We start from the raw sequence: 16,977 nt of genomic DNA, 5'->3' as shown, positions 1-16,977 counted from the left end.
TCGACCTACTTCAATCGGTGGCGAATTCAAAAAATTAGCAATTCTAGCTCGCTAATCAGGAAGATACGATCGAGAATGGCTTTTTCACTTCTGAGAGAGGCGATCGAGAACGATGAGGATTTAGCTTAAAAGCACGATGAATCACACAAACCATCATGCTGCAAGCCAATCACAGTTCCATTGTTGACTACCTCATTTTTTCCGTTATGGTTTTTTCGCTGCTGGGTCTGGCGTTAAGCGAGTGCCTGCTTTTCCTGTAACGCCTTTTTCTGTAGAGCTGTAGAGATAGAGCGCGATCGCCGTCCAGATACAGCTAAAGGTAATGGCATGAGTCTGGGTAAAGGGTTCTCGATACAGAAAAACACCTAAAAGCAGCTGAAGCGAGGGCGCGAGATATTGAAAAAATCCTAGTGTGGAAAGCCGCAATCGTTTAGCAGCATTGTTAAACCACAGCAGCGGCATTGAAGTCATAACCCCAGAGCCGATAAACAGCAGCGTAATCAGCCGATCGTTGCCCAGATGACTCACTCCGGTAAACGACTCCCAGCCAATGATCAGCAGCGCAACGGGCGTGACCAAAAGCGTTTCGACCGCTAACCCGACCATCGGCGCAACCGGAACAATCTTTCGCAGCAGCCCATAAAATGCAAAAGACAACGCCAGCAGCAGGGCAATCCAGGGAACCTGACCAAACTGCCACATAAAATATGCTACGCCGATCGCTGCTAGCAGCACCGCCAATTTCTGTCCCCGGTGCAGCCGCTCTTTTAGAAAGAGAAATCCCAGCGACACGCTTACCAGGGGATTAATAAAATAGCCAAGGCTGGTTTCGACGACCCGATCGGTGTTTACCCCGTAAATATAAAGCCCCCAGTTAAACGACAGCAGCATTGCCGTTGTCAGCAAAAGCACGATCGACTTTGGCGTTTGCCAGAGCTGTCGCAGTTCCGATCGCCGCTGTTGCAGCAGCAAAACCCCTGTTAAAAACAGCATCGACCAAACAATGCGATGGCTTAACACCTCAACAGGCGGCGTAGAGCCAAACAGTTTCCAGTAGATCGGCAGCAGTCCCCAGGACGCATACGCCAAAATTGCGTAAACGGAACCAGACGAGAGAGCAGCAGGATTCGATCGAGCCAAAACAGCGATGTCCAGAAATGACCTTACCTATGATAGCGATCCGGGCAAAAGTAAGTGGTGTGTCAGAAGAGAGACTCCGATCGCGAAGACAGGCTCTAAAGACTCTGAGAAGCATAGCTAGAACCCGGTTCGCTCCCCCTGCATTCCCTCATCTCCTTCCTGATTAAAAGGGGGCTAGCGGGATCTAAAGCAGCTAAAACCCACCCTAGTACAGCTCATACTTCATCAACTGACAGGGCAAAGTCCCGTTATAAACTGCAAATCGCTGGCTTGACTTTAGCCCGATCGACTGCGCCAGCTCCTTATTGCCACTTAAAACAAACGCTGTCCAGCCTTTAAACCGCTGTTTCAAAACGTCGCCAAGCTGACGATAAAAGGCTCCCAGGTCGCTGTCTCTGCCCAATCGCTCCCCGTAGGGCGGATTGCAAAACAATACCCCGCTATCGGTCGGAGGCTCCACCTCAGACAAATCCATCCGCGAAAACCAGACCTGATCTGAGACACCACAGTTTCGGGCATTGACCATCGCCTGTTCGATCACCGTTTCATCCCGATCGCTTCCCCAAATCGGCGCGGCCACTTTCTCACGTTGACTCGACTCCGCATCCTCAACCAGGCTTTCTAATAAATCCAAGTCAAAGTCGAGCCAGGTTTCAAACCCAAACCGCTCCCGAAAGAGCCCAGGCGCAATGTTGAGCGATTTAAGACAGGCTTCTAGCGGCAACGTACCAGACCCACAAAGCGGATCATAAAACATCTGCTCCGGCTGCCAGCCCGAAAGCTGAATCAACGCCGCTGCCAACGATTCCTTTAAAGGAGCCACCCCCACCGCAGGACGATAGCCCCGACGATGCAAACTGTTGCCCGAACTGTCCAGGCTGACCGTGCAGGAATCGCGATCGAGATGCACATTAATCCGCACATCAGGGTCTTGCAGCTCCACATTCGATCGATCGCCGAACTGCTCTTGCTGCTGATCGACGATCGCGTTTTTTACCTGAAGCGCAGTGAAGTGGGTGTGGTTGAGCTGAGTTGTTTTACCCGTTGCGGTGACGGCTAGCGTTAAATCAGGCGTGAGATAAACAGACCAGTCAATTTTCTGAATTCCTTGATAAAGATCTTCGGCATTTTGACAGGGAAACTCCCGCAGCTTCATCAGAATCCGAAACGGCAGCCTCGCCCAAAGATTAACCCGATACAGCAAGGCACGATCGCCCTCAAACGCAGCCCCACAAAACTTAGGCTCCACCGAATGTGCCCCTAGCTGCTCTAATTCCTGGGTAGCAAGCGATTCCAAACCCCGCGCCACCGTTGCAAAATACTGATTCATACAGGCTGATCACCAACGTCTATCGCACGCCCCTCGTAGGAAATGCCCTGCTCCTATAATGACGCACCCGGATTAAACTTACACTAGCGTTCCATCGCTGCAATTCTTCAGAAACCAAAAAGGTTGCTGCTTAACATCGCACTTAAGGTTGAAGTACCACCACCGACGGTTTGACTATACTCTCGGTTACTCACTGCTCGATCGAGCAGCGGGTAATGATCAACTGTATCGTTCAGATCTCGTAAATGCTACAGCGCGTTTTTGGACGATCGCAGTTCATAGGGTTTTGGTTTGAAGCGACAATCAAGCCTTCATTGGGAGAAAATCAATGTTTAACTTCGACAAAATTAATGATGCGCTAAGGAATGCTGTACCGGGAGCAAGACAAGAGGAAGACGAGGATAGGAAAAGAGGTCGTCGTAGTGATGATGAATATTCCGAGGAAGATTACGACGAAAACAGAAGAAATCGACGCGACGACAACGAAGACAGCGATGACGAGGACAATCAAAGCAGAAGAAGTCAACGCGATAATGACGAAGACTACGATGGGGATAGAAGAAGTCGTAGAGACAATGACGAAGACGAGGAGGACAGAAGAAGCCGTCACCGGAATGACGAAGATGACGAAGATGACGACGATTAGTTTGTAATTGCTCTATTCAGATTGCAAGACTCGTAAATCTTTCGCACTGTCATTTTCACGCTGCCATTTTCGCGCTGTCATTCTTGCAGAACTGATCAACGGGTCAGCACCCCTCTCCAGACGGCTCACAAGCTCCAATGCTGACCCAACTCGTGGAGCCGTCTTCCCAGTGTTCCTTCTTCCAAATGGGTGCATTGTGCTTTAATGTATCGATCGCATATTTACACGCCTCAAATGCTTCGGTGCGGTGCGGGCAGCCCACAGCCACTAAGACGCTAATTTCGCCGATCGTCAAGCGTCCGACCCGGTGATGAATCACCACATGGGTTACGTCTGTCCAGCTCTGGCGGATTTGGTGGGCGATTTGCTTGAAGATCTCGATCGCCATCGGCTCGTATGCCTGATACTCCAGCGCGACTACTGCCCGACCTTCGGTATTGTCTCGTACCATGCCGCTCATAAGTACTACTGCCCCATTTGCCGGGTCATCGGCAAGCCGATAAACCTCTTCTAAAGACAACGAAGCATAGGTAATCGCGAAACTATCCCCCAAGTAGGTGGGTGGACGTAGCGGGGAAACGGCTCCGAAGGGGGAACTGCTTTGCACCAGGGTCATGACAGCAGATAAGGGGTTTCTCTACCACTGTATCAGGCTGGCACGCCATCTGGAGCATCCCCTTAGGTTAGGTAGGAAGGGTAAAAGAGCTTTGGTGATGCAACGACAGCACAGGGAGCAACCCAGAGGACAGCACAAAGATAATAAGGAGCAGGAGGAAAGATTAGGGGCAAAATGCGGTTCGGCTACGAAATCAGGCTTAGTTCATTTGCCTAATGAGTTTTTCTAAAGCGTTTAGAGCTGATTTTGCATTTGCACAATGCGCCTGCATGAATTAAACTCCCCCATTTCCCAGCCTTTTCTCCCAGGGTTTTCCTTGAGGAGCAAAGGAGAGCCACGCTCAAAGTTCCTCTACTGTTTCGCAATGGAGAAGAATTGAGGGTGGGAGCAGGCATTCGCGCAGCAGATTTCATTGCAATCGATTTTTTTGTATTGAAAGCTACCTTCTATTATTTGAAATTTCTATCTAAGCGTCACTTTTGATTGAAAGAATTAGGAGTTGCAGGGGAATTCTGATTTATTCCAGAATAGAGGGGCTGTTGGAGAGGTGGATAAGTGTTTGTTTATCGTGTCCTGTTCGTCAGCAACCTCTATTTCATCTGTCTAATTTGTTCCTGGAAATCGCAGGGGAAATTTAGGCAAAAATACAAAAAAACGCTGTTTATTCCCAGTTTCGCTGTAATGCATTAGCTAGAGATTCTCTTCATCACTGCTACCATAAGCAACACTGCTGCGCCAAAAACCTTATAGCCTTATTACCCGGAAGAGTAACACCTCTTTTATAAGAAATTTATATAACTCACGGAATAATTTGGCAAAGCGAGAAAAGCTGTTAAACTCGCTACAACTTCTGCCAATCCCTGCCAAAATTTTCGTTTCGTATTATCCCCGGATCGGGTCTGTAGCCTACGAATTCAGAGGCTTTGGGGCACTTTTTGCCAGCAGCAATAATTTTTTTCTAAGTGAGGGTTGAGCAATATCAAATAATTGCCCAACTCACTTCTAATCGATCGCCTGAGCCTGAAAAAGCTCGCCTATAGGGTATTCTAGGACTGACCATCAACTGTAGAAAAACATCTTGGCAATGGCAACCCCTGTTTCAGACAAAATCAAGATCTCTATGAGAGCAGATTCTTTGATGCCATTCGCGCAGATGTAGGATAGACTATGCCGGTAAGATTTCTATCACCCCCTGCAAAGACTGAAATAACTCGGTTACAGCAAGCAATCGTGATAGGGCTAAGCGTTGATGAGGCAAGAGTTTTTTATAAACATTTCATTTTTGATCGATGAACACTTGAAATTTTTTTCATCTGATGTAAGCTTGTCTAAGTCAAAAAAGCAGGGTAATCTTACCTAGTCATCTGTCCCTCGTCGGTGATCCAAGTCTCAATCTTGTTTGATATCGATCATCTACTTCAGGGCATTTGATTTGGGTATATCGAAGCAAGACCACAAGGTCTGAAGGATAGTTTAAACGCTGCTCAACAGGAGGTCGTTCTTTTGAAGCGAGCATATCTGCGGAAGGTCAAGCCTAATGTTAGCTCCTCTGGTTCAGTTGATAATGCAATAGGTCAGACGGAACAAGGTTCCAGGGGAGTTCGTCGTCGGGCACGCACTTCTGCTGCCATGGTCGGATTAGCCCTCTCGATGGGTGCAACGGGTCTTGTGATACCCCGCCAAAGTGATGGTGCGGCAGCAGCAGAATCAGCCGGGACAGAAGCCAGTGTTTCTCCGGTTTCTCAAGCGGCGCCGACTGGTCCATCTGCGACCGAAGCGTCTAATTTAGACACCGCTGCTGTTTCTTCCGCTGCTGCCGAAGTTCAGCACAAAGTGGCTGCAGGCGAGACGCTGATCGGTATTGCCAGGGAGTATCAAGTGACCGTTGCGGCGATCGCGAAGGCAAATAAGCTTTCGACTCGTGCTGGTCTCCAGGTTGGACAGCTACTCAAGATTCCGGTACAGTCAGATGTCCAACTGACGCCAGCAAGCTCCTCGCCAAGCGTGGATAGTGCGGCAAGTGAGAAGGCAGCCATTGATTCGCTTCAATTGGATCGGGAGCAGGCACTCAGCCGCCTTCGTGTTCAGCGTGAACAGCTCCAAAGTAAGTTGTTAGAGCTACGCCCGGAGCAGAATGCCGAGCAGAGCGTCGGGCCTTCTCAGGAAGCACCTGCTAAACTTCAGCAAGCCCCGATCGCCGAACTGCCTCCTAACCTGGCTCCAGCAGCTCAAAGCAGTTCTTCCCAACGCCAAATCGAGCAGGAATCAGCAAGCGTTCCATCGGTTCCTCAGGCACATTCTCAAACCGATTCTCAACCCCAGGTCTCACAAGCGGCAGCCCCGATCGCTCCTCAGCAAAACGTTCCTGAGTGGTTGCCCGAACCTGACTGGATTCGCTCCAGCCAAAACGGGGTAACTCCAACTAGCCAGGTCACGGCTGCCCCTGCTATACCCGAAAATCTGCTGGCTCTTCGTCGGACACCAGTGATTCCGGTAACGCAGCCGACGATTCCGCAAACGGTAATTCCACAGCTTTCTTCTGAATCGGGGGCAATTGCCTACCGGGTAGGTCCTGGGGATACGGTTGCCGAAATTGCTGAGGCGTACAACGTTCCGCAATCCTTATTAATCTCCGCTAATCGCATCAGCAATCCAAATTTTATCTTTGTGGGGCAGGTCTTGCAGGTTCCAGGCAATCAAGTTGCCAGCCCTCAGGTTCCTACTAGAGAATCTAGCTTTGAAGCAAAGGCTCCGTCGGTAGCAGAGGCTCCGCTCCCAACTCGGTTAGAAACCCCGGCTGCGCCCGTTCAGATTTCCTCAGTTCAGGGGATAGAGGCTAGTCAGACTGCTGAATCCGTCACTGTTCCAACAATTCCGACTGCTGTGGCTTCTGAGCCGTCTGCTACAACCCTGATGCTGCCTCAGCAGGTCGCGGCTGCACCCATTAGCACGACGCCTGCGACTCCCGCAGCCGGAAGCGAATTGATGCTGCCTGCCACTCCTGCTCAGCAAAGCAACGCAGCAGATAACGTGACAAATCCGTTTGTGCAAAATTTGCTGGCTGAGATTCGCACTTTGAGACAGCAACATCAGCATCCGTCAGGCGCTCCCCAGGTGCAGGCAGCTCAGACTGTCACTGCACCGGCTGAGCCTGCAACGATCGCAGCCGCTACGGTCTCAGGTTCAATGGCGGTCAATCCTCAGTTTCAGCGGCGCAATGAAAGTGCGGTAGGGGGTAGTGCTCCTGCACCCGAAACGAATCAGTCGCAAGTAGTCGCGGTCGCTCCGCTAGGCTCAGAAAATTATGAACCACTGCTGCGACCCGTAACTGGACGGATGGTTTCACCCGATCTGCCGCCGCTGCCCGGAGCAGACAACTTCCTGCCCAATCAGCGCGAAGTCTTTGACGGCTTTATCTGGCCTGCTCGTGGGCTTCTGACTTCTGGTTATGGCTGGCGTTGGGGTAGAATGCATCGCGGAATTGATATTGCTGCTGATGTCGGAACCCCGATTTACGCAGCTGCCGATGGCGTGATCGAATTCGCTGGCTGGAATGCGGGCGGCTACGGCAACATGATCGAGATTCGCCATGCAGACGGCAGTATGACTCGCTATGCTCACCTGAATCGGATTTCGGTTCGGTCGGGACAAAGGATTGGGCAGAGTCAGCAAATTGGTGAGATGGGCAGCACGGGTTACAGCACGGGTCCGCACCTTCATTTTGAAGTCCATCTTGCACAAGGTACGGTTAACCCAGTTTCTTATCTGCCCAGTCGTTAGTAATGGTATATCCCGTTCATCTCAAATCCGGTTCATTGGCTATTCTCCGACCCGTCACCTGGTTTTTTCTTCAGGGTCTTTAAGCGGATTTGATATCAGCCAATAAGGGGAGCAATATTGCTCCTCTTTTTTATGTTTAAAGTTCGGAATCTCGGTTTGAAGTTCGACATCGGGCTTGCTTTAGGATTTCAAAGCTCCCCATTCCTTAGGAATTCAGGGGGTAATGTAGCCTTTCTGATTCTCCTCAAACTCCCTTCGGAAAAACCAATGCGATCGCTGTTCTGATTGAAACGATACCCAGCATTCGCGCAAGTTTATTAAACCAGGGACGATGAGAGGGTTATTTGTCCCTTATCATTTGTCTCTGTCATTGCTATTCATCATTCGCAATTCGCAGAGAGCCATTCACTGATGACAACCGTATCTCGCGCTGATCTTTGTCTCTTTGTTTATCCCTAATTGCTTTACTAAATCGATCGCTCAACTTAGTCGCCTAATAATTCCAAAACCTTGATCAGCAGCGTATTTAATACCAGCCGATCGAGTCGCGTTAAAATCATGTTATGCTTTGTGACGGTTTTCGATTAGGGATCGTCAAAACCGCCTTTAGCTTTGTTTTTAGCTCTGAAAGTCTAACTGCGCTGGAGCGTGATCATAAGCGATCGCGTTTGGGTTTCCTGGGGTTGCAGGTAGGCGATCGTTCCGTTTTCGCAGGCAACATTCAGGTCATAAGGCATGGTAGTGCAAGGTTCAACCACAACGACATAGTGATCGTGCCAGCCACCGAAGCTCTGAAACATCCAGACATAGGGAAATTCTGCCGTGTCAAAGCGCATGACCAAAGCAGACTTCGACTTCATGCTGCGAATGCCGCAGTGACCCGCTGCCAATTGAGAACTGTAGAAAAATTCCTGGAGTTGGGAAGAGCGGGGTGGCACCTGCTTGATATTGATTTCGGTTCCTTCGGCGGTGAGTGCTTTGGGAAAGCGGGTCTGCTGTTGCTGACCGATAATGCGGCTAAAGTCGAGCGTCACAGGTTCGATCAGGCAATCGGGCAAAATGATTTCGTCACCCGGTTCGATCGCAATTGCGGCATGATGCTTTAGCAAAAACGGAATCGTTTCATCGACCTGATTTTGCAGCGTGTAGACGATCGCTGCTTTCGGTTTAGAAGCACTGATGCGAATATTTTTGGTGACGGTCACAGGGACAGTTTGGCAAACGTATCGCATCGTCACGCCCAGTTTTGTGGATTCGATCACTTCCCAGGACTGCGACCACAGTTCACCGTGATCCACCAAATTGCGCCCCTGAAATTCCCCTGCTGCGTCATTGGGAAACACTTCATCCCAGCCGCCAGTCCAGTTCTGATCAAAGGAAGCTCCAACTTCCAGCGATCGAGACTTATTGGCATTGTATTCTTCAGGATGCCAAAGCCATTTCTTACCCGTTTGTAAATCCTGAAGTTGATCAATTCGTCCACCCAAATCGGGTCTGATCACGAGCTTGATTTCTGCATTTTCTAAAATCAAAGCTTGAGTAGAAAGGGGCTGTAGCTGGGACGAGTCGATCGCGACCACCTGATTTTCTCCTTTGCACGACTAATCCACAAATACCGCTGTTTCAAGGTTCCTGTCACTCCCACTAGAGATAGATAAGCCCGTGACTGAGCCGAGTTTAGATGCTTCGCTCAGTCACGGGCAGAGTGTAGATAAAAGTGATAAACCCTGTGGTCGGGAGAAATTGAGCAATGAGTTTGTGAATGGTTTAAGGATGAGTGTGATCTGCTAAACAATCCTCAAACCGATCGATTTGTACCTAAAGTTTAGAGGACGAACCTGTTAATTTTAGGTTCCAAACGATTCACAAACGGGAGATTAAGGGAGCGGATTTCAGAGAATGTTTGAATCATGAGATACTGCTCAAGCCACCCCTCAAACCCATTCAAGGCAAGAATCAAGCGAAATAATTGCCAGTTGTTAACCTGCCGCCTGTCGCATCTTGCCCTGCCATCTGAATTCCCGTTAGGTTGACTACAAGATCGTTGTTGCTAAAACTTGCCACACCGTCATTAGCGGCAACATAAGTGCGTGTGCCCCATTGGAAAAAGACGGCTTCATTGGGTTGCAATGCCTGGTCTCCGCCAACAAGCTGGTTTTTGTCGCGGAATGCTGCTTGAGCGGCGGCTGTCAGGTCGCTACCCGTTTTGCGTCCGGCATTGAACACGCCGCGTGGAAGTTGGGCGGTTTGCAGGTTGTTGTCGTAGTCAAGCTGAAGTCGATCGCCTTGAGCGAAGGTGAAATCCGTAATGCGATCGAGGCTGCCAACACGGGACTGGCTGAAAGCTGTCTGCTGCGATGCCCCTGCATAAACAAAGCGATCGGCTCCGGTTCCCCCGGTGAGGGTATCTGCGCCCAGGTTGCCAATCAGCACATTATTGCTGGCATTGCCCACTAGCGTATCGTTGCCGCTCGTTCCGTTGAAGGTATTGCTTCCTGATGTGCTTTCCCCTGATATACCGCCTCCTGATGTACCGCCTCCTGGCATGCTTTCCCCTGATGTACCGCCTCCTGATGTACTGACTGCTGATGTACTGCTTCCTGGAGCCATTGCGCCTGCTTCAAATGCACCGATGTCAATCCGTCCATCCGATCGCGTAAAGCCGCGTCCATCCGTCGTGGGTGCGCCTGCGGCAATGCCGCTATTGATTGCGGGACTTCCTGCCAGTAGGGCGTGGGTGAGCATCCCGCCGCCGTTATTCTGGAGCGATCCCAGCATTGGATCGACCAGTCGAACGCTTGGAGTTGCGTTGTAGTCGTTCCAGTTGTTGGTGCGCTTGGGCGGAAACTGAATATTGCCGCCATTGTCAATCAGGACGCGGTTTGTGTGCTGCTGAATGCCCCAATTGTTCGTGCCGTTGTCGGCAGTGTTATTGGAAAAGATGGTGTTTTTCACCGTTACACGGGCATTATCCGGTGCAGAAATGCCACCCCCGACCCAACCTGCTTTGTTGTTGGCGATCGTTGTGTTGATAATATCCGTGTTGCTATACAGCGTCATCGCGCCGCCCACGCGGTTGTAGTCGGTTCCGGTGGTTTTGTTGCCGGAGAAGGTGCTGTTCGTAATCGTGCCGGGTGCGCCCATCATCCACAAGCCGCCGCCCTGACTGGAAGCTGTGTTGTTGACAAACGAGCTATTGCTGATGGCAAGTCCCCGGTTGTTACCGTTGCTCATCACCACCACGCCGCCGCCGTTGCCGCCATTGCCCTGTGGAAGGGACTGCACTGCGTTGTCTTTGAACGTACTGCGATCGATGATGACGTTATCCTGCGTTCCGGTGTACAGATAGGCTGCGCCGCCTTCTGCCTTGCCTTGGTTGCCTTCAAACACGCTGCCCACAATCCGAATCGTGCCCGATGCCTCGCTGGTGCTGCTGGCGCGATCGGTGTAGATGGCTCCGCCGTAGCCGCGCAAAGTCGGATTTTGCTGTCCGGCTGCAAAGTTGGCTGCCAGCGTACTGTTGTTGATAAAGCGCGAATTTTCGATCGTCAGTTTGCCATTGAGGCTGTTGATTGCACCGCCGTTAATACCCTGGTTATTGGTGAAACTGCTGTTTCGGACGATGAAATTCCTCGGGCTGAGAAAGGCGATCGCCCCTGCACCACGTTCGTCATTTCCGGCAGTTGCCTGGTTGCGATCGAACTGGGAATTGGTGACGGTCAAATTGTTTTCCCAGGCTGAGTAGATGGCTCCGCCGCCTTTGTTGGCAACGTTGTTTTGAAAGCTAACTTTGTCGATGCTGATGTTTGCCCTGTGTTCACCCTTGATCGCACCGCCCTGATCGTTCGTTTTACCGTTGATCAGGCTGAGATTTTTGAAGGAAACGGTGGTGGGAAAGTCTTGGTTCGAGTTCACCCAGAATATGCGGGAGGCATTATTGCCACTGATTTTTAACCCTGGCGCAGTGCTGCCATCGATCGTGATGTTTTTGCCAGGGGAGACGTCAATTTGTCCGCTTGTGAGCGTAATCGTTTGTCCCGCTAGATTGGATGCAAATTGAATCGTGCTTCCAGCAGGTGCCGCAGCGATCGCTGCCCGCAGTGAACCTGCACCACTATTCGCAGTGCTGGTAACGGTGATGATATTCGACATGAAAGCTCCTCTAATGGTGGGAGTCACCGCGCAGATTGCGATCGTCACGCTTCTCGACGGAAGCAGAGACTAGAAATCTGGGTGCAGCAGCACCGGGTGATCTCGCAATGAATAACAGACACAACAGGGATGCTTCGTCGTTTCAACCTGTTTGCTATTTCACACGCACAGAACACACTGAGGTTCACTCAAAGTGAACGAATTGAGCTGGTAGAAGTTGGTAGTCTGACCCTTTTTCCCTAATTTTGGATTGCCCGGAAAGGCAACGCCTGCGGCGTGGTAGATTCACACTCATTTAACAGGAGAGCCGCAGTTGCTTCACACCGACCCACTGTAGAGGGTAATGGGAGCCGGAGGATGTGATAAGCCACAGTGGAGGGGGTGATATGTGTCACGAGGGGATGGGCAGAGATGAGGTTGTTTGGGGCGGAGGGTGTTTAAGCTGGCTGTAGGAAAGATGAGGATGGATGAAGAAGGGAGATGGTTAGGCGTTTGGGGGGTGGGCCGATCGCGCACTAATGTGGGGGAGGGTGACGGTGAAGGTAGTTCCTTTGTCTTCGATACTGTCGATCGTAATGTTGCCTTGATGCCGATCAACGCACTGCTTAACCACGGCTAATCCCAGCCCGCTACCGCTCACGCTGATGCTGTTTTGTCCTCGATAAAATGCCTCAAAGATTTGCGATCGATCGGCTGGGGCAATGCCCAATCCATTGTCTTTGATTTGGAGAATAGTTTGTCCGGGTTGACAGTCAAGCAGCAGTTCAATGAGCGAAGTAGAACTGGAATATTTGATAGCATTGCAAAGCAAATTGCTCAGAATTGAATACAGCAGTTTCTCATCTAAAAGCACGTGTCGCTGGCTGCCCTGGCTAATGATTTGAACAGGATGAGACGATCGCATTGAGAGCTGAATTTCTTCAACTAAATTGAGGCAAAATGCTTCTAGATCGATCGGCTGCGGGTTAAATTCCAGTTTGCCTGCTTCGGCTCTGGTCAGGGTAAGAATGTCGGACAACATTTGCTTCATCAGCTTGGCAGAAGATTGGATTCGCTCCAGATTTTTTTGCTGGCGTTCTTTTGTCCACGAGGCTTCGTTATCACGCATAAGCTGGGCGGAGCCTAAAATTACGCTGAGCGGAGTGCGAAACTCATGCGACACCATCGAAAAGAATTTCACCTTTAACTCGCTGAGTTCCTTTTCCTGAAGCAGAGTCGATCGCAGCTTTTCTGCTTGCTGCCGCTGGGCATACTGGTAATAGAGCAACAGGGCAAACCCAAGAAAGATAGCCAAGCTAGAAAGGCTAATCAAAAACTCAATTAAATATCGGCTGCGAATGCTAGTTTGGGATTGGTTGAGCCACTGCTGCAAACGCTGTTCTTCCTCAGCTTGCATCTGATTCATCACCAATGCAATTTGCTCCCGAAGCTGAATGCTTTGTTCTGTAATTTCTGCTTGAGTGGTGCGATCGTTCGGCTGTTTCTGATGAAGCTGAATCGATTGTTCCAGAAGAATGATGCGGCGATCGAGCAGTTGTTTAAGCTGGTTAAATTGGGCAATTTGCTCACTGTTCGTGTCAATTTGCTGCTGAAGAAGCTGCATTTTTGGAACGATTGCTTTAACTGCTTCTTGATACCGCAAATATTCAGCGTGATCGCTGAGAAAAACGTAACCGCGTCGCCCGGATTCAGCAACTGTCATCGTGGAAAAAATATTGGCAAGGCTTTTAATCACTTCATAGGTTTGTTTGGATTGATTGGTGCTTTCAATGAGCTGCTTGGCGTTTTGATAGGAAGTCCAGTTCGTGAATCCCATTAATACAATCACAGAAGCGAAACCTGCTCCCAGTGCTCGTTTTCTCTGCAAGAGTTTCACGTTAACTTTTGTTCCGTCTCGATCGTCGATCTGCTCTGCCACGCTTCCCTTCCTCGCCTACCTTCTCTTCAGCATATCGCTCCAGAATTGCCTAAGATTGAGATAAGTTGAGAGATTGAGATAGATTGAGGCGAACCGGATTAAGCGAAGGCGGCGATGCGAATTTTAGTGGTCGAAGATGATGTTCAGCTAGCAGAAGTCGTAGCGGAGGCTTTGACTGATGCTCAGTATGTGGTGGATGTGGCGCGGGATGGAGAGTCTGCCTGGGATTGGCTGGAGTCGCTGACCTATGATTTACTTGTGCTGGATGTGACGCTGCCGAGGCTAGATGGTATTCGCCTGTGCCGGCGGCTGCGCGATCGTCATTTAACCCTGCCAGTGCTGATGCTGACTGCGCGAGATACGATCGCCGATCGCATTACCGGATTGGATGCAGGGGCAGATGATTATGTGGTCAAGCCGTTTGACTTACAGGAACTTCTGGCGCGAGTGCGGGCACTGCTGCGGCGGGGCAATGCGACGGCGGCAACGGAGTTAATCTGGGGCAGTCTTCAGCTCAACCCCAGCACCTATGAGGTGTTTTACGATCGCCAGCTTATTGCCCTGACGCCCAAGGAATTCGCACTACTGGAACTGCTGATATCAAGCGGTCGCCGGGTGCTCAGCCGAACTGGAATTATCGATCGCATCTGGTCGCTGGAAAATCCTCCCGCTGAGGAAACAGTAAAATCGCACGTTAAATGTTTGCGAAATAAGCTGAAATCGGCAGGTGCGCCAGAAAATTTGATCGAAACAGTGCATGGGTTGGGGTATCGCTTGAGGCAGCTCGATGGGGGAACATGAGCTATCTACCCGATTTCTACCCGTTTTCTGCCCGAATTTCTGCTGACCCTGGGGTTATCGTAAGAGCAAATATGGATTCACCTTCGGGGGCGGCGACGAGAAGCAGACAGCCAGCCCCGATTTTTTTAACTGTAGCTTGGTGGTTGCTGCGGCGTGCAGTCGACTTTCTCAAGACGATGCTTGCAGTGCGGTGGCGTGATGGTGAATGTGGTCTTCGATAAAGCTGGCAATGAAGTAATAGCTGTGATCGTAGCCGTCCTGCATCCGCAGCGTCAAAGGTTGCCCAACCTGGGCGCAAGCCTGCTCCAAACGATCGGGCATGAGCTGTTTTTCGAGAAAACTATCGGCAGTTCCCTGGTCGATCAGGATGGGTCGTCGCCAGGGGGCAGTTAGAATTAGCTCACTCGCATCGTAAGCTTTCCAGCTTTCCGTTTCTTCGCCCAGATAGTGACGAAACGCTTTTTGCCCCCAGGGGCACTGCACCGGAGCAGCGATCGGCGCAAACGCAGATACCGAGCGGTAGCGATCGGGATTTTTGAACGCGCAGAGTAACGCTCCGTGTCCTCCCATTGAATGTCCAAAAATTCCCTGGCGATCGGGCTGAATCGGAAAATGGGCAGCGAGTAAGGCAGGTAGCTCTTGAGTGACATAGCTGTACATTCGATAATGCGGTTTCCAGGGTTCCTGCGTTGCATCGACGTAAAACCCTGCTCCCGTGCCAAAATCCCAGTCGTCCTCTTCTCCCAGAATTCCACAATTGCGCGGACTGGTATCCGGCGCGACCAGCATCAAACCATGCTTTGCCGCAAACTGCTGTGCCCCGGCCTTCACCATAAAATTTTCTTCGGTGCAGGTTAGCCCAGACAAAAAATACAGCACCGGAACAGGATTTGCAGCTGCCTGAGGCGGGCGGTAAATCGAAAAGCGCATTTCGCTATTGCAAGACTGCGATCGATGCTGATAGAACTCGATGGTTCCACCAAAGCAGCGAGCTTGATTCAGCAATTGGGGAGCTTCACTCATAGAGAAGAAAAGATAAAGCAGAAAATGGGCATGCAACGGGGATAGACCGATCGAAATGAGAGGTTGTTGAAAGCATAGTTGAAAGCATAACTGTGACCCAGATCGTGCCTCTCGTTCCCCAGATTTGACTCTATCAATCTTGCATGATTCAGAAATAAAAAATCTACTCCTCTAAGCAGGATTGATAAAGAATCAGTTGATTATCCCAGAGAAAAAATTATCTGGTGTCGATCGTATTTTATGTTGCTGTGTTTTAGGCTGTGATCGTGAGCATCAGGTAAATCAAATCCTGCAGAAAACTAGTGAAAAACATTTCTGCATTTACCTGCATCGCAACCCAGGCATTAGCTCCCGGTTTGGCAGTGTGACGGCGATCGATCAGCGTTTGCCCGATCGTCCATTCTCCCTGGATTTCGATTTTTACCGTCGCTCTTTGCAGCAAAAACGATTCTGGGTAGAACAAATAGCCGATCGTGGCTGCATCGTGAACCAGAAATCCGGGAATGCCTCTGGTTTCACAATAGCCTGTTGCCGTACCGATCATAAATTCACAAAGCGGGCTGATGAGCTGAGCGATCGGGCTGCGATGGGAAGAATTGGTCACGACCGCCTGTGCCATCTGACGAGTAAAGATTAGGTGTTGCGTCACATCGAGCGGCATCACAACTAGATCATCGCGACTGTTGAAAACCGTTTGGGCAGCGACGGCATTGAACCAGATGTTAAATTCGGCGTGGGGCGTTACGTTGCCCGGTGCGAGAAAAGCTCCCCCCATGACGATGATCTCTTTCGCCTGCTTCAGGATGCCGGGCTGTTTGGCTTCAGCGGCAGCAAGATTGGTCAAAGGACCGATCGCTACGATCGTCACTTCCCCAGGCATGGCGTTGAGGCGATCGATAATCACATCATCGGAGCGGCGGGCGGTTTCAAACGCATGGGTGGCTGCGGGTAGCGTCTCCGATAGGTTGCCCATCCCGTCAGGTCCATGAATAGAGGACGCATCCTCAATCGCCCCTTGCACAGGCACTCCTCGACCGACTTCGATCTGAGAAAATCCTGCTAAGCTCAGGATCTGGCTGCTGTTGCTAAAGGTCTTCTGGGCAGCGACGTTACCATCGGCTGTGGTGACTGCAATCAAATCTGCAAAACCCCGTTTGACTAGACTGAGTAGCCATAAAAAGGCAAAGGTATCATCGCCACCCGGATCAGTGTCGAGAATGATTTGAGGAATACCTTTTTGAGGAATACTTTGAGAATGAGTCATTACAAGTCACGTATAAAAACAGATATGAAAACAAGGATAGAAGCAGGGATAAAAATTAGTTCAATCTTTTATTGAGCCTTTTATTAAGCAAACGAGCGATCGCGTTTACTAGAACTTTGGGTTCTACCGGTTTTGCAATGTGTTGCTAAAATCCTGCTGCCATTGTCTGCTGATAGTCACTTTCCCCCATGCAGCAAATTAATAAAACTTTCCCGATCGCGATCGCGGTCATCTGAGTGATTCACATCGTCAACAGTGAGGGCAAGGAGCCCTACCTCGGTATATCCGCTAATTTCACAAAAAGCAG

12 protein-coding genes are annotated in these 16,977 nt (G+C 50.3%); 3 read left to right on the top strand and 9 right to left on the bottom strand.

Features of this window, described 5'->3' with window-relative positions:
• Nucleotides 1–204 precede the first annotated feature (204 nt).
• Nucleotides 205–1,140 (bottom strand): EamA family transporter RarD, encoded by a 936-nt coding sequence (gene rarD, locus H6F80_RS11700; protein ID WP_199296521.1) that lies wholly within the window; start codon nt 1,138–1,140, stop codon nt 205–207.
• Nucleotides 1,141–1,345: 205 nt separating this feature from the next.
• The gene (locus tag H6F80_RS11695) at nt 1,346–2,470 is read right to left on the bottom strand and encodes a THUMP domain-containing class I SAM-dependent RNA methyltransferase (protein WP_190791727.1); all 1,125 of its coding nucleotides are present in this window, start codon (nt 2,468–2,470) and stop codon (nt 1,346–1,348) included.
• A 328-nt stretch (nt 2,471–2,798) separates the two neighbouring features.
• On the opposite strand from H6F80_RS11695, the gene H6F80_RS11690 reads away from it, so the two are divergent.
• Entirely contained in the window at nt 2,799–3,116 is a 318-nt protein-coding gene (locus H6F80_RS11690; protein ID WP_190791726.1) for a hypothetical protein, read from the top strand.
• A gap of 103 nt (nt 3,117–3,219) precedes the next feature.
• On the opposite strand, the gene H6F80_RS11685 is transcribed toward H6F80_RS11690, so the two are convergent.
• Entirely contained in the window at nt 3,220–3,732 is a 513-nt protein-coding gene (locus H6F80_RS11685) for a molybdenum cofactor biosynthesis protein MoaE (RefSeq protein WP_190791725.1), read from the bottom strand.
• 1,503 nt (nt 3,733–5,235) lie between these two features.
• On the opposite strand from H6F80_RS11685, the gene H6F80_RS11680 reads away from it, so the two are divergent.
• Nucleotides 5,236–7,512 (top strand): peptidoglycan DD-metalloendopeptidase family protein, encoded by a 2,277-nt coding sequence (locus tag H6F80_RS11680; RefSeq protein ID WP_190791724.1) that lies wholly within the window; start codon nt 5,236–5,238, stop codon nt 7,510–7,512.
• A gap of 632 nt (nt 7,513–8,144) precedes the next feature.
• Here H6F80_RS11680 and H6F80_RS30770 read toward each other — a convergent pair.
• From H6F80_RS30770 to H6F80_RS11660, 4 genes are all read right to left on the bottom strand, one after another.
• Nucleotides 8,145–9,092, bottom strand: a complete 948-nt coding sequence (locus H6F80_RS30770) for a DUF4432 family protein (RefSeq protein ID WP_190791723.1) — start codon at nt 9,090–9,092, stop codon at nt 8,145–8,147.
• 376 nt (nt 9,093–9,468) lie between these two features.
• The gene (locus H6F80_RS11670; protein ID WP_190791722.1) at nt 9,469–11,664 is read right to left on the bottom strand and encodes a choice-of-anchor Q domain-containing protein; all 2,196 of its coding nucleotides are present in this window, start codon (nt 11,662–11,664) and stop codon (nt 9,469–9,471) included.
• Nucleotides 11,665–11,903: 239 nt separating this feature from the next.
• Complete coding sequence (locus H6F80_RS11665) at nt 11,904–12,059, bottom strand: hypothetical protein (protein WP_190791721.1); 156 nt, start codon at nt 12,057–12,059, stop codon at nt 11,904–11,906.
• An 89-nt stretch (nt 12,060–12,148) separates the two neighbouring features.
• The gene (locus H6F80_RS11660) at nt 12,149–13,582 is read right to left on the bottom strand and encodes an ATP-binding protein (protein WP_199296520.1); all 1,434 of its coding nucleotides are present in this window, start codon (nt 13,580–13,582) and stop codon (nt 12,149–12,151) included.
• Between the two features lie 114 nt (nt 13,583–13,696).
• Here H6F80_RS11660 and H6F80_RS11655 point away from each other — a divergent pair, with 114 nt between their 5' ends.
• Nucleotides 13,697–14,383: a response regulator transcription factor gene (locus tag H6F80_RS11655; RefSeq protein ID WP_190791720.1), complete on the top strand. Its 687-nt coding sequence runs from the start codon at nt 13,697–13,699 to the stop codon at nt 14,381–14,383.
• 168 nt (nt 14,384–14,551) lie between these two features.
• Here the strand turns inward: H6F80_RS11655 and fghA are convergent, their stop codons facing one another.
• Together fghA and H6F80_RS11645 are read right to left on the bottom strand one after the other, a co-directional pair.
• Nucleotides 14,552–15,406, bottom strand: coding sequence for an S-formylglutathione hydrolase (fghA, locus tag H6F80_RS11650; protein WP_190791719.1), 855 nt, complete (start codon nt 15,404–15,406; stop codon nt 14,552–14,554).
• A gap of 253 nt (nt 15,407–15,659) precedes the next feature.
• Nucleotides 15,660–16,670: a nucleoside hydrolase gene (locus H6F80_RS11645; RefSeq protein WP_190791718.1), complete on the bottom strand. Its 1,011-nt coding sequence runs from the start codon at nt 16,668–16,670 to the stop codon at nt 15,660–15,662.
• Between the last annotated feature and the right edge of the window lie 307 nt (nt 16,671–16,977).

It is taken from the genome of Leptolyngbya sp. FACHB-711, from assembly GCF_014695615.1.
Taxonomy (GTDB): domain Bacteria; phylum Cyanobacteriota; class Cyanobacteriia; order Elainellales; family Elainellaceae; genus Leptolyngbya_A.
The sequence above is the reverse complement of the archived record's forward strand: the minus strand, read 5'-3'. Positions and strand labels throughout refer to the sequence as shown.

Excerpts from the sequence above, each read along its gene's own strand:
- H6F80_RS11695 (WP_190791727.1), bottom strand. The coding sequence starts at position 2,470 with ATGAATCAGTATTTTGCAACGGTGGCGCGGGGTTTGGAATCGCTTGCT.
- H6F80_RS11690 (WP_190791726.1), top strand. The coding sequence starts at position 2,799 with ATGTTTAACTTCGACAAAATTAATGATGCGCTAAGGAATGCTGTACCG.
- H6F80_RS11685 (WP_190791725.1), bottom strand. The coding sequence starts at position 3,732 with ATGACCCTGGTGCAAAGCAGTTCCCCCTTCGGAGCCGTTTCCCCGCTA.
- H6F80_RS11670 (WP_190791722.1), bottom strand. The coding sequence starts at position 11,664 with ATGTCGAATATCATCACCGTTACCAGCACTGCGAATAGTGGTGCAGGT.
- H6F80_RS11655 (WP_190791720.1), top strand. The coding sequence starts at position 13,697 with ATGCGAATTTTAGTGGTCGAAGATGATGTTCAGCTAGCAGAAGTCGTA.
- fghA (WP_190791719.1), bottom strand. The coding sequence starts at position 15,406 with ATGAGTGAAGCTCCCCAATTGCTGAATCAAGCTCGCTGCTTTGGTGGA.
- H6F80_RS11645 (WP_190791718.1), bottom strand. The coding sequence starts at position 16,670 with ATGACTCATTCTCAAAGTATTCCTCAAAAAGGTATTCCTCAAATCATT.